The organism is Mucilaginibacter antarcticus (genome assembly GCF_042686155.1).
GTDB lineage: Bacteria > Bacteroidota > Bacteroidia > Sphingobacteriales > Sphingobacteriaceae > Mucilaginibacter > Mucilaginibacter antarcticus.
In genome coordinates this window covers 61025-77377 of record NZ_JBHUON010000013.1, presented here as the reverse complement: position 1 = coordinate 77377, position 16353 = coordinate 61025, and the positions used below count along the sequence as shown (strand labels likewise).

30 protein-coding genes are annotated in these 16353 nt (G+C 40.6%); 2 read left to right on the top strand and 28 right to left on the bottom strand.

Going from position 1 to position 16353, the window contains the following annotated elements; all coding sequences use genetic code 11:
- Nucleotides 1-53: 53 nt before the first annotated feature.
- The 28 genes from rpsD to ACFSYC_RS11860 all read right to left on the bottom strand — a co-directional run bounded on the left by rpsD (nt 54) and on the right by ACFSYC_RS11860 (nt 14268).
- A complete protein-coding gene (rpsD, locus tag ACFSYC_RS11995; RefSeq protein WP_377127686.1) occupies nt 54-662 on the bottom strand; it encodes a 30S ribosomal protein S4 in 609 nt (202 codons plus the stop codon).
- Nucleotides 663-729: 67 nt separating this feature from the next.
- Nucleotides 730-1119 carry a 30S ribosomal protein S11 gene (rpsK, locus tag ACFSYC_RS11990; protein WP_377127683.1) on the bottom strand — a complete coding sequence of 130 codons (390 nt, stop codon included), beginning with the start codon at nt 1117-1119 and terminating at the stop codon, nt 730-732.
- 140 nt (nt 1120-1259) lie between these two features.
- The gene (gene rpsM / locus ACFSYC_RS11985; RefSeq protein ID WP_377127680.1) at nt 1260-1637 is read right to left on the bottom strand and encodes a 30S ribosomal protein S13; all 378 of its coding nucleotides are present in this window, start codon (nt 1635-1637) and stop codon (nt 1260-1262) included.
- Nucleotides 1638-1706: 69 nt separating this feature from the next.
- Nucleotides 1707-1823 (bottom strand): type B 50S ribosomal protein L36, encoded by a 117-nt coding sequence (ykgO, locus tag ACFSYC_RS11980; protein ID WP_022833269.1) that lies wholly within the window; start codon nt 1821-1823, stop codon nt 1707-1709.
- 9 nt (nt 1824-1832) lie between these two features.
- Entirely contained in the window at nt 1833-2051 is a 219-nt protein-coding gene (infA, locus tag ACFSYC_RS11975) for a translation initiation factor IF-1 (protein ID WP_090643449.1), read from the bottom strand.
- Between the two features lie 71 nt (nt 2052-2122).
- On the bottom strand, nt 2123-2905 hold the full coding sequence (gene map, locus ACFSYC_RS11970) for a type I methionyl aminopeptidase (protein ID WP_377127675.1): 783 nt from the start codon (nt 2903-2905) through the stop codon (nt 2123-2125).
- A gap of 6 nt (nt 2906-2911) precedes the next feature.
- Complete coding sequence (gene secY, locus ACFSYC_RS11965; protein ID WP_377127672.1) at nt 2912-4252, bottom strand: preprotein translocase subunit SecY; 1341 nt, start codon at nt 4250-4252, stop codon at nt 2912-2914.
- Between the two features lie 15 nt (nt 4253-4267).
- Nucleotides 4268-4714 (bottom strand): 50S ribosomal protein L15, encoded by a 447-nt coding sequence (gene rplO, locus ACFSYC_RS11960; protein ID WP_377127669.1) that lies wholly within the window; start codon nt 4712-4714, stop codon nt 4268-4270.
- A gap of 4 nt (nt 4715-4718) precedes the next feature.
- Complete coding sequence (gene rpmD, locus ACFSYC_RS11955; RefSeq protein WP_377127666.1) at nt 4719-4898, bottom strand: 50S ribosomal protein L30; 180 nt, start codon at nt 4896-4898, stop codon at nt 4719-4721.
- A 5-nt stretch (nt 4899-4903) separates the two neighbouring features.
- A complete protein-coding gene (gene rpsE / locus ACFSYC_RS11950; protein WP_345103235.1) occupies nt 4904-5422 on the bottom strand; it encodes a 30S ribosomal protein S5 in 519 nt (172 codons plus the stop codon).
- 12 nt (nt 5423-5434) lie between these two features.
- Entirely contained in the window at nt 5435-5791 is a 357-nt protein-coding gene (gene rplR / locus ACFSYC_RS11945) for a 50S ribosomal protein L18 (protein ID WP_377127663.1), read from the bottom strand.
- Nucleotides 5792-5796: 5 nt separating this feature from the next.
- Nucleotides 5797-6354, bottom strand: coding sequence for a 50S ribosomal protein L6 (gene rplF, locus ACFSYC_RS11940; protein WP_377127660.1), 558 nt, complete (start codon nt 6352-6354; stop codon nt 5797-5799).
- Between the two features lie 19 nt (nt 6355-6373).
- Nucleotides 6374-6772: a 30S ribosomal protein S8 gene (gene rpsH, locus ACFSYC_RS11935; RefSeq protein WP_377127657.1), complete on the bottom strand. Its 399-nt coding sequence runs from the start codon at nt 6770-6772 to the stop codon at nt 6374-6376.
- A gap of 164 nt (nt 6773-6936) precedes the next feature.
- The gene (rpsN, locus tag ACFSYC_RS11930; RefSeq protein WP_377127654.1) at nt 6937-7206 is read right to left on the bottom strand and encodes a 30S ribosomal protein S14; all 270 of its coding nucleotides are present in this window, start codon (nt 7204-7206) and stop codon (nt 6937-6939) included.
- Nucleotides 7199-7768, bottom strand: coding sequence for a 50S ribosomal protein L5 (rplE, locus tag ACFSYC_RS11925; RefSeq protein ID WP_377127651.1), 570 nt, complete (start codon nt 7766-7768; stop codon nt 7199-7201). Before rplE ends, rpsN begins: the two co-directional genes overlap by 8 nt.
- On the bottom strand, nt 7768-8106 hold the full coding sequence (rplX, locus tag ACFSYC_RS11920; protein ID WP_377127648.1) for a 50S ribosomal protein L24: 339 nt from the start codon (nt 8104-8106) through the stop codon (nt 7768-7770). The genes rplE and rplX overlap by 1 nt, the downstream gene beginning before the upstream one ends.
- Nucleotide 8107: 1 nt before the next feature.
- A complete protein-coding gene (rplN, locus tag ACFSYC_RS11915) occupies nt 8108-8476 on the bottom strand; it encodes a 50S ribosomal protein L14 (RefSeq protein WP_377127645.1) in 369 nt (122 codons plus the stop codon).
- A 1-nt stretch (nt 8477) separates the two neighbouring features.
- Nucleotides 8478-8732, bottom strand: coding sequence for a 30S ribosomal protein S17 (gene rpsQ / locus ACFSYC_RS11910; RefSeq protein WP_144246489.1), 255 nt, complete (start codon nt 8730-8732; stop codon nt 8478-8480).
- Between the two features lie 20 nt (nt 8733-8752).
- Nucleotides 8753-8962, bottom strand: a complete 210-nt coding sequence (gene rpmC, locus ACFSYC_RS11905) for a 50S ribosomal protein L29 (RefSeq protein WP_377127642.1) — start codon at nt 8960-8962, stop codon at nt 8753-8755.
- Between the two features lie 87 nt (nt 8963-9049).
- Nucleotides 9050-9472, bottom strand: a complete 423-nt coding sequence (gene rplP / locus ACFSYC_RS11900) for a 50S ribosomal protein L16 (RefSeq protein ID WP_377127639.1) — start codon at nt 9470-9472, stop codon at nt 9050-9052.
- A gap of 47 nt (nt 9473-9519) precedes the next feature.
- Nucleotides 9520-10377, bottom strand: a complete 858-nt coding sequence (gene rpsC / locus ACFSYC_RS11895) for a 30S ribosomal protein S3 (RefSeq protein WP_377127637.1) — start codon at nt 10375-10377, stop codon at nt 9520-9522.
- Between the two features lie 5 nt (nt 10378-10382).
- Complete coding sequence (gene rplV / locus ACFSYC_RS11890) at nt 10383-10811, bottom strand: 50S ribosomal protein L22 (protein WP_377127635.1); 429 nt, start codon at nt 10809-10811, stop codon at nt 10383-10385.
- Nucleotides 10812-10814: 3 nt separating this feature from the next.
- Nucleotides 10815-11081, bottom strand: coding sequence for a 30S ribosomal protein S19 (gene rpsS / locus ACFSYC_RS11885; RefSeq protein ID WP_095703461.1), 267 nt, complete (start codon nt 11079-11081; stop codon nt 10815-10817).
- A gap of 2 nt (nt 11082-11083) precedes the next feature.
- Nucleotides 11084-11911: a 50S ribosomal protein L2 gene (gene rplB, locus ACFSYC_RS11880; protein WP_377127631.1), complete on the bottom strand. Its 828-nt coding sequence runs from the start codon at nt 11909-11911 to the stop codon at nt 11084-11086.
- A gap of 8 nt (nt 11912-11919) precedes the next feature.
- Nucleotides 11920-12210, bottom strand: a complete 291-nt coding sequence (gene rplW, locus ACFSYC_RS11875) for a 50S ribosomal protein L23 (RefSeq protein WP_377127628.1) — start codon at nt 12208-12210, stop codon at nt 11920-11922.
- Between the two features lies 1 nt (nt 12211).
- The gene (gene rplD, locus ACFSYC_RS11870; RefSeq protein ID WP_377127626.1) at nt 12212-12841 is read right to left on the bottom strand and encodes a 50S ribosomal protein L4; all 630 of its coding nucleotides are present in this window, start codon (nt 12839-12841) and stop codon (nt 12212-12214) included.
- Between the two features lies 1 nt (nt 12842).
- Nucleotides 12843-13460 carry a 50S ribosomal protein L3 gene (rplC, locus tag ACFSYC_RS11865; protein WP_377127623.1) on the bottom strand — a complete coding sequence of 206 codons (618 nt, stop codon included), beginning with the start codon at nt 13458-13460 and terminating at the stop codon, nt 12843-12845.
- A gap of 322 nt (nt 13461-13782) precedes the next feature.
- Nucleotides 13783-14268: a TlpA family protein disulfide reductase gene (locus ACFSYC_RS11860; RefSeq protein WP_377127620.1), complete on the bottom strand. Its 486-nt coding sequence runs from the start codon at nt 14266-14268 to the stop codon at nt 13783-13785.
- Nucleotides 14269-14352: 84 nt separating this feature from the next.
- Between ACFSYC_RS11860 and ACFSYC_RS11855 the strand changes: the two genes are divergently transcribed.
- Both ACFSYC_RS11855 and ACFSYC_RS11850 read left to right on the top strand, forming a co-directional pair.
- Complete coding sequence (locus tag ACFSYC_RS11855; RefSeq protein WP_377127617.1) at nt 14353-15882, top strand: rhomboid family intramembrane serine protease; 1530 nt, start codon at nt 14353-14355, stop codon at nt 15880-15882.
- Between the two features lie 62 nt (nt 15883-15944).
- Entirely contained in the window at nt 15945-16334 is a 390-nt protein-coding gene (locus tag ACFSYC_RS11850; RefSeq protein ID WP_377127615.1) for an acyl-CoA thioesterase, read from the top strand.
- Nucleotides 16335-16353: the final 19 nt, after the last annotated feature.

Genomic DNA, 16353 nt, shown 5'->3' with positions numbered 1-16353 from the left:
CCACAAAAATGATTGACAGAATCTGCCAACCATTACTTGTGTTATTATCGTTATTATTTTGAGTATAACTCGACGATCAGGTTTTCCTTGATGTTTTCAGGAATCTCATCACGATTTGGGTAGTTAAGGAAAGTACCTGATAAGGTAGCAGGATCCCAAGATAACCAACTGTATTTGTTAACTCTGTGGCCAGCTACTGAATTAGTAATAGCTTCCATAGATTTTGATTTTTCACGTACCGCGATAACATCACCGGCTTTAACATGGTAAGATGCAATGTTAACTACACCACCATTAACAGTAATGTGTTTGTGGCCTACTAACTGACGTGCGCCAGAGCGTGATGGAGCGATACCTAGACGGTATACAGCGTTATCTAAACGGGCTTCTAAGAACTTTAATAAGTTCTCGCCTGTAACGCCTTCTTTAGCAGAAGCACGGTGAAACAAGTTCTCGAACTGACGCTCTAATACACCGTAAGTGTATTTAACTTTTTGTTTCTCCATTAACTGTACCGCGTACTCAGATTGCTTTCCTCTTCTTTTAGAAGCACCATGCATACCTGGTCCGTAGTTTTTTCTGTCTAACGCTTTATCCGGACCGAAGATCGGCTCGCGGAAACGACGTGCAATTTTTGATTTGGGGCCTGTATATCTTGCCATTGTTTGTGTGTTTTAAAGTATCATGCAACCTGTAGCTGCCGAATCTTAGCTTTAAAAAATATATTAATTAAACTCTTCTTCTTTTTGAAGGACGACATCCGTTGTGCGGAAGCGGGGTGATATCCTTAATTGTTGTTACCTCAATACCGGTAGTTTGCAAAGTACGGATAGCCGACTCACGACCAGAACCCGGGCCTTTAACAAACACTTCTACTTTACGTAAGCCTAAATCATAAGCTACTTTACCGCAATCGCCGGCAGCTTGACCTGCAGCGTAAGGAGTGTTCTTTTTAGAACCTTTAAAGCCCATTTTACCAGCAGAAGACCATGAAATAGCCTGACCGCTTTTGTTAGTAAGGGTGATAATGATATTGTTAAAAGTTGCGTTGATGTGTGCTTCGCCAACAGGCTCAATAACTACAATACGCTTTTTGGTAACTTTTTTGCTTTTAGCCATTTTATTTTTTTAATTATTGACTTAATGAATTACTGAATTATGGTTTTTATAATTCGGACCCACCAGTCGCTTTAATTTTTTCTATTCCTAATAACTAAAGACCGGTGAGCAAACACTGATCTTTAATCACTAATCAATTACTATTTAGTAGCTTTTTTCTTGTTAGCAACTGTCTTACGTTTTCCTTTACGGGTACGTGAGTTATTTTTAGTACGCTGACCACGTAATGGTAAACCTTTACGGTGACGTGTACCACGGTAGCAACCGATATCCATTAAACGTTTGATGTTCAACTGAACTTCTGAACGCAATGCACCTTCTACTTTAATCTCGTCGTTGATAATTGTACGAATAGCTGATAATTGATCATCGTCCCAGTCTTGAACTTTAACGCTGAAATCAATCCCTGCTTTGGTCAAAATCGCTTGTGATTTTGAACGGCCAATACCGTAGATGTAGGTTAAACCTATCTCTCCTCTTTTGTTTTTTGGTAAATCAATACCTGAAATCCTTGCCATGTTTGTTTTTTGTTTTTACGTAAGATCGAACGGCGGGCCACCGTTGTACGAGTCATTACAATACTTTAATTATCCCTGACGCTGTTTGAACTTTGGGTTCTTTTTGTTGATTACATAAAGTTTTCCGTTACGACGGATGATTTTGCAATCAGCACTGCGTTTTTTAATGGATGCTCTTACTTTCATCTCTATTTATTATTTATATCTGTACGTAATTCTACCCTTTGATAAATCGTAAGGGCTCATTTCCAGCTTAACCCTGTCGCCAGGTAATATCTTGATATAGTGCATGCGCATTTTACCAGATATGTGAGCTATAATCTCGTGACCATTTTCTAACTCAACCCTGAACATTGCATTAGATAATGCTTCCCGAATTGTGCCGTCCTGTTCAATCGAAGATTGTTTTGCCATATTTTGCTGATTATTACTTTATTATCCGCCCTGAAAGCGGGACGCAAAATTAATAAATTATTTTGAATTAATTATTTTTTTTGTAAAACATTATCAACATACTCAAATGATGATAATATATCTGCTTTACCAGGTTTAACAGCCACCGTATGTTCGTAATGAGCTGATGCTTTACCGTCGATTGTTGACACTGTCCAACCATCACTCCAAAACTTAACACCAGCACGACCCGCGTTTATCATAGGTTCTATGGCTATTACCATTCCTTCCTCTAATTTAACACCGGCTCCGCGTTTGCCGTAGTTAGGCACTTCGGGCTTTTCATGGAGCTTTAAACCCACACCATGGCCAACCAACTCCTTCACTACGCCAAAACCATTGCTCTCTGCATGCTCCTGTACTGCATAACCTATGTCGCCAATGCGATTGCCTACCACCGCTTTTTCAATGCCTTTATCAAGACACTCGCGCGTTACGCGCATTAGCTTTTTAACCTCGTCGCTTACCTCGCCAATGGCAAAAGTAAAAGCAGAGTCGCCGTAATACTTGTTAAGTATTGCTCCGCAATCAACAGATACCAAATCGCCGTCTTTTAAAACATGCTTGCCTGGAAAACCGTGAACTACCTGGTCGTTCAGCGAGATACATAAAGAAAAAGGAAAACCTCCATAGTTGAGAAAGGCAGGTATTCCGCCGTTATCTCTTATGAAGGTTTCCGCTAAAGTATCTAATTCAAGTGTAGTAATGCCGGCGCGAATAACCTTTGCGATCTCGCCATGTGTTTTTGCAACAAGCATAGCGCTCTCTCTAATCAGCTCAATCTCTTCGGCAGTCTTATAATGAATTTTTGACATTCGTTATTAAATTGCTGTCGGCGTTGTTCCGGCTGCAGCAGGTATGGAAGTACGGCCGGTAATTCTGCCGGTTTTCATTAATCCATCGTAATGACGCATTAACAAGTGACTTTCAATTTGCTGTAACGTATCTAACACTACACCTACAAGAATGATCAGCGATGTACCACCGAAGAATCTCGCAAACAAAGTATTAACGCCTACTAAACTTGCCAATGCCGGTATAATAGCTATAATGGCTAAAAATATCGAGCCTGGTAAAGTGATCTTTGAAATTACATCATCAATATAAGCCGTAGTAGCCTCGCCTGGTTTAACACCCGGTATAAAGCCATTATTACGTTTCATATCCTCAGCCATTTGTTTCGGGTTAACCGTAATAGCTGTGTAGAAATAAGTAAACACAATGATCAACACTGCAAATACAACGTTATGCAACCATGAGTTGTAGTTAGACAGCGACATCAATATACTGTTTGACCCTGCATTAGGGAAAAACGATTGTATTGTAGCCGGGATAAACATTAATGCCTGGGCAAAAATGATTGGCATTACACCCGCAGCATTTACCTTTAAAGGTATGTACTGGCGCACGCCACCATATTGTTTGTTACCAACTATACGCTTAGCATACTGTACTGCAATTTTACGTGTGCCTTGTACTATCAGGATAGTAAACATAACTACGCCTAATAAAGCAACTAACTCTGCAATGAATAAGATCAAGCTACCGCTACCGGTTGTGCTGTTTTGAAACTCTGCAACAAACGCACCCGGCAATTGAGCGATAATACCAACCATGATGATCAGTGATATACCGTTCCCAATACCTTTATCAGTAATCTTCTCGCCTAACCACATTACAAATAATGTACCTGCTGTTAAAACAAAGGTGTTCATTATAGTAAACATTGGATTTGAAATCAGCATTTCATCAGCAGTAACCTGTGAGCGTAAATACGCCGCAGACTGTAATGCAGTGATGACTATGGTTAGATAACGGGTCCATTGGTTAATTTTATTACGTCCGCTCTCTCCCTCTTTTTGCATTTTAGCAAAGTAAGGAACAGCTATACCTAATAACTGCATAACGATAGATGCCGAAATGTAAGGCATTACACCTAACGCAAAAATAGAGACCCTTGAAAAAGAACCTCCTGCAAACATATTTAGTAAACCTACCAGGCCTTCTGCCTTAGTTTTTGACGCAATAGCGTCGCTAACTCCCGGCAAACGGATGAAAGATCCTACACGATATATTAAAAGAAATAAGAGTGTGTTAATGATACGCACTCTTAGATCTTCGATTTTCCAGATATTCGATAATGTAGTGAAAAACTTCTTCATTGGAAATTTTGTAGCTTAAAGCTTAACTATAGAACCACCAGCGGCCTCAATGGCTTTTTGTGCAGTAGCTGTAAATGCGTGTGCTGTAACTTCTATTTTAGCTTTCAGCTCGCCACGACCAAGGATTTTTACCAAGTCGTTCTTTGACGTTAAACCGTGCTCTTTTAAGGTAGCAAAGTCAACAGTTGTAAGCGAAAATTTCTCGATTAAAGCTTGCAACACGTCAAGGTTAACACCAACGTACTCTATACGGTTAGGGTTTTTAAAACCTACCTTAGGCACACGACGTTGTAATGGCATCTGGCCACCTTCAAAACCTATTTTGGTTTTTTTACCTGAACGAGAACCGGCACCTTTGTGACCACGTGTTGATGTACCACCACGGCCTGAACCTGTACCACGACCAATACGTTTTCTATTTTTGGTTGAACCTTCTGCAGGTTTTAGATTATTTAAATTCATGATATTAGATATTTTCTACCGCTACCAGGTGGTTAACTTTTCTAACCATACCAATAATAGCCGCGTTGGCTTCAACTTCCACACTGTGGTTAATTTTCCTTAAGCCCAGTGCCTGCACTGTTCTTTTTTGGCGCTCGGTTCTATCGATCACGCTCTTAATCTGGGTAATTTTGATTTTCGCCATGACAATTATCCGTTAAAAACTTTACCTAAACTGATTCCGCGTTGCTGAGCTACGGTATGAGCATCGCGCAATTGCGATAATGCTGATACAGTTGCTTTAACCACGTTGTGCGGGTTTGATGATCCTTTAGATTTTGCAAGTACGTTGTGTACACCTGCAGACTCTAAAACGGCACGCATTGCACCACCTGCAATTACACCGGTACCATTTGCTGCTGGTTTCAAGAAAACGAAACCGCCAGAAAATTTACCAATTTGCTCATGAGGTATAGTGTTGTTAATAATAGGAACTTTTACCAAGTTCTTTTTAGCATCATCAATACCTTTAGCGATAGCTTCAGTAACCTCTTTTGCTTTACCTAAACCGTAACCTACTACACCATGCTCATCACCTACCACTACGATAGCTGAGAAACTGAATGTACGGCCACCTTTAGTAACTTTAGCTACACGCTGTATGCTAACCAAACGGTCTTTTAATTCGATCTCGCTTGTTTTTACTCTTTTTATGTTGATTGTTGACATTTCTCTTTTCGATTAAAAGTTTAACCCACCTTCACGTGCACCTTCGGCCAGTGATTTAACACGACCATGATACAAGTATCCGTTCCTGTCAAAAACCACATCTTTGATACCTGCTGCAACAGCTTTTTCGGCAACTAATTTGCCTACTGCAACTGATTGGTCAGACTTGGTACCATTAGCACTAAACTCTTTTGATAAAGATGATGCTGATACTAGTGTTTTGCCTGTAACATCGTCAATAATCTGTGCATAAATGCCTTTATTGCTTCTATACACTGACAAACGAGGACGGGATGAAGAGCCTGAAAGGCGCTTTCTGATACCCATTTTAATTCTCTCTCTTCTTGATAATTTCGCTCTAGCTGCCATGACGATTATTTTTTAGATGCTGATTTACCTGCTTTTCTTCTTAAAACCTCGCCGACAAATTTAACACCTTTACCTTTGTAAGGCTCTGGAGCACGTAATGAACGTATTTTTGCCGCAACCTGGCCAATCAATTGTTTATCATTTGATTCCAGAATAATGGTTGGGTTTTTACCCTTCTCTGCAGTAGTTGTAACTTTTATTTCTTGTGGTAATTCAAATACGTAATGGTGAGAAAAACCCAACACTAAGTCTAAGGTATTACCTACGTTAGTAGCACGGTAACCCACACCTACTAACTCTTGTTCTATTTTGTAACCGGTTGTTACACCAACTACCATGTTATTCACCAAAGCTCGGTATAAACCGTGTAATGCTTTGTGACGTTTTTGATCTGTCGGGCGCTGAACTAATAGTTCTGTACCTTCCTGAACAATTTTCATATCCTGATCCACCGCTTGATGCAGCTCGCCTTTAGGGCCTTTTACAGTTACTACGTTATCTTCAGATACAGTAATAGTAACGCCGGCCGGTACCGCAATTGGTGATTTTCCTACTCTTGACATTGCTTAATTCCTCCTCTGATTAATAAACGTAGCATAAAACTTCGCCACCTACATTCTGTGTACGTGCTTCTTTATCGGTCATTACACCATGAGAAGTTGACAGGATAGCGATACCTAAACCATTTAATACACGCGGCAGGTTGGCTGTGCCGGCATATTTTCTGAAACCTGGTCTGCTGATACGTGAAATTGAACGGATAGCAGGGATTTTAGTGATGGGGTGGTACTTCAAAGCAACTTTGATGATGCCTTGTGGACCATTGTCCTCAAATTTGAAGTTTGCAATGTAACCTTTGTCAAAAAGAACCTTAGTGATTTCTTTTTTCAAGTTAGATGCAGGAATCTCAACAACCCTATGGTTGGCTTTAATAGCATTTCTTACACGGGTAAGATAATCTGCGATTGGATCTGTATTCATTATTTATTTGCTGTGACGGTGGTATCCTTCTCCTAACATCAGAGACGACCTGCCATCGATTAATTCTAATTTTGTAAAAAATTCGAGCCGCAAAGGTATAAAAAAATTCAAAACACACCATGGTATGCTTTGAATTACCTTGCTTTTGTCGAATTAGCCGGTTATTACCAGCTTGCTTTTTTCACTCCCGGGATCTTACCAGCTAAAGCCATCTCACGGAAAGTAACGCGTGAAATACCAAACTGACGCATATAACCACGTGGGCGGCCTGTTAATTTGCAACGATTGTGCAATTTTACCGGCGATGATGCTTTTGGTAAAGCGTCAAGTGCTACAAAGTCACCTGCTGCTTTTAAAGCTTCTCTTTTTTCAGCATATTTTGCTACTAACTTAGCACGTTTTACTTCGCGCGCTTTTACACCTTCTTTAGCCATTGTTAGTTGGAGTTTGATTTTTAAATGGTAAACCAAATTGCTTAAGTAACTCTAATGCTTCAACGTCGTTTTTAGCAGAAGTTACAAAGGTAATATCCATACCTTGTATTTTGTTGATTTTGTCAATGTTGATCTCTGGGAAAATGATTTGCTCAGTGATACCTAATGTATAGTTACCTCTTCCGTCAAAACCTTTATCGTTGATACCTTTGAAATCACGGATACGTGGCAGAGCTACAGAGATCAAACGATCTAAAAACTCATACATAGTATTGTCGCGCAAAGTAACACGTACGCCCACAGGCATGTTTTTACGCAATTTAAAGTTTGAGATATCTTTTTTAGATTTTGTTGAAACAGCTTGCTGACCGGTAATGGTAGTTAACTCAGTGATGGTGTTCTCTATCAATTTCTTGTCAGTAGTAGCACCGCCAACACCCTGGTTAATTGCAATTTTTTCCAGTTTTGGAACCTGCATTACGCTTTTGTACTGAAATTTATCTTTCAGCGCAGTGCGAATCTCTGTTTTATATTTCGATTTTAATCGTGGTGTGTATTCCATTACTTAATTTCCTCCCCTGATTTTTTTGCAACTCTAACCAATTTACCGGCGTCATTCAATTTACGGCCAACACGGGTAGTATTACCTGTTTTTGGATCAACCAATGCCAGGTTTGAAATGTGTATAGCTGCTTCTTGTTTAACAATACCGCCGTTAGGACTAGCCGCATTAGGTTTGGTGTGTTTTGATACCATATTGGCACCTTCAACAATAGCCCTGTTTTTAGCTAATATTACTTCTACTATTTTACCTTGTGATCCTTTAGAATCTCCGGCTATAACTTTTACTAAATCGCCTTTGCGGATCTTTAGTTTTCCTTGTGATGCTTTCTTATCCATGTTACAATACCTCCGGTGCTAATGATACAATTTTCATAAATTGTTTCTCACGCAATTCTCTTGCAACAGGGCCAAAGATACGTGTGCCTCTCGGCTCATCCTGGTTGTTTAACAAAACCGCCGCGTTATCATCGAAACGGATGTATGAACCATCTTTTCTGCGGATCTCTTTTTTGGTTCTAACCACAACGGCTTTTGATACCGTACCTTTTTTGATGTTACCAGATGGCAACGCGCTTTTAACGGTTACTACAACCTTGTCACCAATTGAGGCATATCTTTTACCGGTACCGCCTAACACACGGATCACTAAAACTTCTTTAGCTCCGCTGTTGTCAGCTACATTTAATCTTGATTCCTGTTGTACCATCTTATTTAGCTCTTTCTAAAATTTGAACTAATCTCCAATTTTTGCTTTTGCTCAGCGGACGAGTTTCCATGATCAATACCGTGTCACCGATACCGCATGTGTTAGTTTCGTCATGTGCCATAAATTTGGTAGTTTTCTTGATAAACTTACCATAGATTGGGTGCTTCACCTTCCGCTCTACAGCTACAACAATAGATTTCTCCATTTTATTGCTTACTACCAGACCGGTACGTGTTTTTCTTAAATTTCTTTCCATTTTCCTCGACGCGTTTAAAATTAATTTTGTTCAGAAGCTTTCGCTGCCTTACGATTAGTTAATTCAGTATTTAAACGAGCAATATCCTTGCGTACTTTTGTTATACGGCTTGGATTCTCGATCGCTGAAACCGCGTGGGCAAATTGCAGTTTGGTAAGATTTGATCTTTCCTCGCCGATTTTTGCTACCAACTCTTCAGTTGCGAGCCCTGTAATTTCTGAGTTCTTCATTGTCTTTATTCTAATTAGTGTTTGAGTTTTTAGTTCTAAGCTCAATATGGTTACTTAGTAACCGCAAACTCAAAACCGCTAACTTGTTTATGCTTCTACGTAATCTCTACGTGTTACAAATCTTGTTTGCACCGGTAGCTTTTGAGCTGCAAGGCGTAAAGCCTCTTTTGCAATCTCTAAAGGCACACCTTCTGCTTCAAAAATGATCCTTCCGGGGCGTACTACCGCTACCCAGTACTCTGGAGCACCTTTACCTTTACCCATACGTACCTCTGCTGGTTTTTTGGTTACAGGTTTGTCAGGAAATATCCTGATCCATACCTGGCCTTCACGTTTCATGTAACGTGTTACAGCGATACGGGCCGACTCGATCTGGCGGCTGGTGATCCAGGCTGCTTCGAGTGTTTTTATACCGAAAGATCCGAATGACAGTTCAGCACCACGAGTGGCTAAACCCTTCATTCTGCCTTTCTGCATTTTTCTGAACTTCGTTCTTTTTGGCTGTAGCATTTTCTTAAGCTTTTATATCTTGTCGATATCGTATTCTACTTTTGTTATTATCTCTTGGCTGGTCCACCAGGGCGGTTACCACCACCTCTGTTAGGGCCACCCGGGCGGTTGTTGTTACCAACACCTGGTTTGCGGTCGCCTCTGCGCTCGCCACCACGTTCACCGCCTCTGTCATTGCCACCTCTGCGGTCACCGTATCCACCGGCTGCGCCTTCTGGACGGCCACCACCTTTACCGCTGGCGCTGCTGGTACCACCAATGTTTGGTGACAAGTCGCGTTTGCCAAAAACCTCGCCTTTGCAAATCCAAACTTTAACACCTATTTTACCATAGGTAGTTAACGCTTCAGCTAATGCATAATCGATGTCTGCACGGAAAGTGTGCAATGGGATTCTTCCTTCTTTATATTGTTCGCTACGTGCCATCTCAGCGCCACCTAAACGGCCTGATGTCATCACTTTAATTCCTTCAGCACCCATACGCATGGTTGAAGCAATTGTAGTTTTCATAGCACGACGGAAAGAGATACGTGCTTCAAGTTGTTTTGCTATGCCTTCTGCAACTAATTGTGCATCAAGCTCAGGGCGTTTGATCTCGAAAATGTTGATCTGAACTTCCTTTTTAGTCAATTTTTTCAACTCTTCTTTGATCTTATCAACCTCCGCGCCACCTTTACCTATAACAATACCCGGACGGGCAGTGTGGATAGTTACAGTGATACGTTTTAAAGTACGCTCAATTACTACTTTTGATACGCCACCTTTATTGATACGCGCTGATAAATATTTGCGGATCTTTTCGTCTTCAACTAATTTATCGGCATAATGATTGCCACCGAACCAATTAGAATCCCAACCTCTGATGATGCCTAATCTGTTACCTATTGGATGTGCTTTCTGTCCCATTATAATTAATTGATTTCGTTTTTAGTACCAACAATTAGCGTAACGTGGTTTGAACGTTTACGGATACGGTAACCACGACCTTGTGGAGCCGGACGCATCCTTTTGTTTTGACGACCACCGCCTACTGAAACTTCTTTAACTACCAGAGCGCTGTCTTCAACACGTTGACCTTCATTTTTAGCTTCCCAGTTTTTGATGGCCGAAAGTAAAAGTTTCTCAACGCGTATTGCAGCTTCTTTATTTAAAAATTTTAAAGTGTTTAACGCTTTTTCAACCTCTATACCGCGGATAAGGTCAACCACCAAACGCATTTTGCGTGGTGAAGTTGGACAATTCTGCAGTTTCGCAACAGAAGCGCCACCTTGCTGAGCCTTCTCTTGCTCTTTGCGTTGTCTGATTAATACAGACTTTTTGATTTTAGTTGTTGCTTCCATTGCTTATTTTTTCTTTTCTGCGTGACCGCGGAATGTACGGGTTGGGGCAAACTCTCCCAGCTTATGACCAACCATATTTTCTGTTACATACACAGGTATAAATTTATTACCGTTGTGTACCGCGAATGTATGACCAACGAAATCAGGAGATATCATGGAACGACGTGACCATGTTTTTACAACCGATTTTTTATTTGACTCATTTAATACCAAGACTTTTTTGTCAAGGTTATGATCAATATAAGGTCCTTTTTTAATTGAACGTGCCATTATTATTTCTTCCTTCTTTCAATGATATAACGATCAGACCCTTTTTTCTTATCACGAGTTTTGTAGCCTTTAGCTAACAAACCTTTACGTGAGCGTGGATGACCACCTGAGGCTCTACCCTCACCACCACCCATAGGGTGATCTACCGGGTTCATGGCTACACCACGAACTCTTGGGCGACGGCCTAACCAGCGTTTGCGACCAGCTTTACCTAATACTTCATTTTGCTTCTCGCCATTTGAAACTGTACCGATAGTAGCTAAACAAGTAGCTAAGATCATACGGGTCTCGCCTGAAGGCAATTTGATAACGGCATATTTACCGTCACGTGCTGCAAGCTGTGCGTAAGTACCAGCCGAGCGTGCAAGAACGCCGCCCTGGCCTGGGTTCAATTCAATGTTATGAATGATAGAACCCAATGGTATTGATTTTAACTGCATGGTATTACCAACTTCAGGAGCTACAGACTCGCCAGACACTACTGTCATGCCAACTGTTAAACCTGCCGGAGCAATCATATATCTTTTTTCGCCATCTACAAAGTGTAGCAATGCTATACGTGCAGAACGGTTAGGATCATACTCAATAGTAGCAACTTTTGCAGGGATATCAAATTTATTGCGTTTAAAGTCAATTAATCTGTATAGCTGTTTGTGACCACCACCTAAGTAGCGCATAGTCATTTTACCGCTATGGTTACGTCCACCTGATCTGGTGTTAACATTACTTATTAACGACTTTTCAGGTACGTTAGTAGTAATGTCAGAGTTATCAGCACCTACCCTGAAACGGGTACCCGGAGTTACCGGTTTAAATCTTTTTACTGCCATCTCTCTACTTATATGTTGCTATAAAAATCTATTGTTTCTCCGTCTTTCAACGTGATGATCGCTTTCTTCACAGTAGCAGAACGGCCTTGTACCAAACCTGCTTTAGTGTTACGACTTTTCAGTTTACCAACGTATCTCATTGTATTAACAGCTACGATGTTAACGCCATACATGGCTTCGATTGCTGTTTTGATCTGAATTTTGTTAGCCCTTGGGTCAACGATAAAAGCATAACGGTTAAGCTTCTCTGTTAATTGAGCTACTTTTTCAGTAAGTAAGGGTTTCTTTAAAATTTCCATATTACTTAGCTAATGCTTCCTCCAAAATTTTAACAGCACCGGTTGTTAACACTAGTTTACCTGCGTTTAACACATCATAAGTGTTAAGCTGGTCAACCGTAATAACCTTTGTTCTTTTAAGGTTTCTGCTTGATAAATACACATTGTTATTTGCTGCAGGCAATACTAATAATGTTTTCACATCACTAGCTTTCAAATCTGCAACCATTTGTATATAGCTTTTGGTTTTGATAGCATCAAAGCTAAAATCCTCTAAAACTATTACATTACTATCTTTTGCTTTATATGATAAGGCTGAGTAACGGGCCAGTTGCTTAAGTTTCTTATTTAATTTGAAACTGTAATCGCGTGGTTGTGGGCCAAATACACGGCCACCACCGTTAAATAAAGGCGATTTTATGCTACCTGCACGTGCACCACCTGTACCTTTTTGCTTATATAATTTGCGGGTCGAGCCTGCAATTTCGTTACGCTGTTTTGATTTGTGCGTACCTTGACGTTGGTTAGCTAAAAACTGCTTAACATCTAAGTAAATCGCGTGATCATTAGGTTCGATACCGAATATAGCTTCAGGAAGTTGCACCTTGGCACCTGTTTCTTTACCTGATAGGTTTAATACTTTAACTTCCATCTTATTTATCCACTATAACGAATGAACCCTTAGCCCCTGGGATGGAACCTTTAACTACAATAAGGTTTTGCTCAGCATAAACTTTCAAAACCTCTAAGTTTTGAACTTTAACACGCTCATTACCCATTTGGCCTGCCATACGCATACCTTTAAATACACGAGAAGGCCAAGATGAAGCACCTAACGAACCCGGCGCACGTAAACGATTGTGCTGACCGTGAGTTTGCATACCCACACCACTGAATCCATGACGCTTAACTACACCCTGAAAACCTTTACCTTTTGAGGTACCAACTACATCGACAAAATCACCCTCAGCAAAAATCTCTACAGTAACAGTGTCACCAAGAGCTTTTTCATCTTCGAATGTTTTAAATTCAACAAGTTTACGTTTTGGGGCAGTACCGGCTTTTAGGAAATGGCCTTTTAACGGACCAGTAGTGTTTTTCTCCTTTTTCTCGCCATATGCTAGCTGTACAGCTGCATATCCGTCTGTTTCAACAGACCTTACTTGTGTTACTACGCAAGGGCCAGCTTCGATAACTGTACAAGGGATGTTCTTCCCTGAGTCGTCGAAAATGCTGGTCATTCCTACTTTTTTACCAATTATTCCTGACATTTTTTTATGTTATTTGTGCCCATCGAAGCAGTAGGGCTTCGTTCAAGGCATATTAATTCCCCCGTTAAGGGACGGCAAAGATAGCAACTTTACTTTAATTGTCAAATAGTTACCAAGTTATTTTTTCATAAATATTTGAATGAGATAAAAAGTTGATTGTATGGCCGCTAACCAACATTGATATCAGAATTTTTTAGGGTAATGTTAACCCTTATCCGCATCATAACGCCAGCATTTGCCGGAGCAGCTTATTTATTGATGATTTTAGTTAACCGGTTATACAGCTGTGCGTTGCCTGCTGCAAATGTGCTGCTATCAGTCATCAGGCCATTTTTACCAATGATAATATGACGGGCAAATAAAAACTCATTTTAAGGATACGATCTTTTCCTCTGTATTGCTTTTGAGCGTAGGTGGTATGCATATCCTTATTAACCTTGTCGTTCATCAATATATGATACCCTGCTAACTTGTTAGCGTTAATAAACGATTTCCAGATTTTGCCATCTTTATCGGCACACAAATACAACAGAACAATTTCGTTGCTGGCAGCGAATTTTTCGAAGGCTCGCATTTTTGCTGCCGACTGTAAATCGACACGACAAGGATGACACCAGGTAGCCCATATATTAAGGAATATCGTTTTACCTTTAAATTTATCAACCAATCCCCCAAAGTTGCATAAAGTGTCTGTTATATAATGTATACCATCCCCGGCGACGGCGACTTTCTGTTGTGCTTGTATGCTCTGTAAAAGCAACAAGCACAATACAGACAAAAGCAGGGCTGATTTAAAAGTGAGGCGCATCTTAGCAAATTTATAAATATATGTTGGTAGCTATTGCTCAATTAGCTGGATAAGCTATATTTATCAAACAATTAAAGCTAAACCATGGCCTGGGGCATATCACCACGCAAAACAATTACTATTCCCCTGGGCGATTATAGCGCCGATCATTACCTTACGCTACTTTACCATGCCTTTAACAACCTGGGCTGGCGTATTGGCTACTTTGACCGCGATGGGATTATCGGCTATACCCCTATCTCGTGGGAATCGCATGCCGAAGAGGTTTCGGTACGCATTGTAAACAACTATGCTATAGTTAAAAGCGAATGTGTAGGCTACCAGTTTTTCTTTAACGATTATGGTAAAAATGCTAAGAACCTGGAGCTGCTGCTTAACGGCGAAATAGCATACGTTGAATACCACCTTAAAGATACCCTGCAAGAAACAACACAACAACTGATAGATAGCATACCCGCAAACCAGTTTATTAACCTTGCAGACCCGCCTATGGGTTATAAAGAAAAGCTGCGCGGGTTTCTGTCGGCTTTTACGCCCAAGCAAGGCTATTTTGTAACTCCAATATTGGTGTTGGCTAACATCACCATATTTATAATCACCGTGGCATTTTTTATTGCTATGCTACTGGTATACGCTATTAAAGCACAAGCACACCCTGGCGGCCAACATATTTATGAACACCTGGAAGACATTTACCTATCGCTTGGCTTTAGCAACCGCAGGCAGGTGCTCAATGGGCAGGTGTGGCGATTGATAAGTAATACCTTTTTACATTTTAGCTTTATGCACCTGGCCGGCAATATGGTGGTGCTAATTTACATAGGTTCGTTGTTAGAGCGGAAGCTGGGGCGGTGGAATTACCTGTTATTATACCTGCTAACCGGTATCTGCGCCAGCATTACATCTGTAGTATGGCGAGACCAGGGTGTAGCAGCCGGCGCTTCGGGAGCGATATTTGGGCTATTTGGCATTTTGCTGGCTTTGTTAAGCACCAAATTTTACGAGCCCAGTGCGCGTAGAGCATTATTAATTAGTACGGCCATATTTGTTGGCTATATTATTTTACCCAAAGGCAATAATCGCATAGATCATGCGGCGCATTTCGGTGGTTTAATATCGGGCTATATTTTTGGGCAGATAGCTTACTTAGGGCTTAGGTATGACAAACCAAAGCTAACCGTGTTTTACGCTGCCGCAATAACTGTTTTTTATACCAGCCTTTGTATTTGGCTGGCGCCGGTCTATCAGTTTAATGAGCTTAAAACTTTAACAAAAAGGACCGAGCAGATCTCTGACGAATTAAAAAACGATTTCTACGGCAACTATAATATGCAGCGCGATTCGATGATGCAGAAGTTTGTTTATAAGGCCCTGCCCGAAATTGATACCCTTAACAAAATAGCCAAGCAAATGCAACAACTTATTTTACCTAAAAAAGAAAAGCTGGTTGCCGACGTTAAAGCAAGGATCATTTTTGAAGAGTGTAAACTATATAAACTACTCTATAAAGAATACCGCGATAAGGACCAGAAAAAATATCGCCCGCAAATAAACAGTAGTATACAAACCATTAATAACTTACGCCTTGAATGGGGCAAAATCAGCCAACCTTAATATTGGTGTAATTTATACACTCAGTTATTACCGGTTTTGTATATTTACCCCAAAAAACCGCTATGAATTTTTACACCCGCAAATGGGTAAAACCCGAGGACCTAAACGCGCACGGAACGCTGTTTGGTGGTAGACTGTTAGCTTGGATAGACGAAGAAGCCGCTATTTATACTATTATACAATTGGGCACTAACGGCTGTGTTACAAAGTATATGTCAGAGATTAACTTTGTAAGCTCGGCACATCAGGGTGATATTATTGAGCTGGGTATAAAAGCCATCAAATTTGGCCACACCTCTATTACCCTTACCTGCCACGTACGCAACAAGATCACCCAAAAAACGATACTAACAATTGATGAAATTGTATTTGTAGCTGTTGACGATAGCGGCAAACCGGTTAAGCATGGTCGTACAGAGATCACTTATACGGATGCAAGGTTGAGAGAGTAAATCACATACTGTGCCCCGA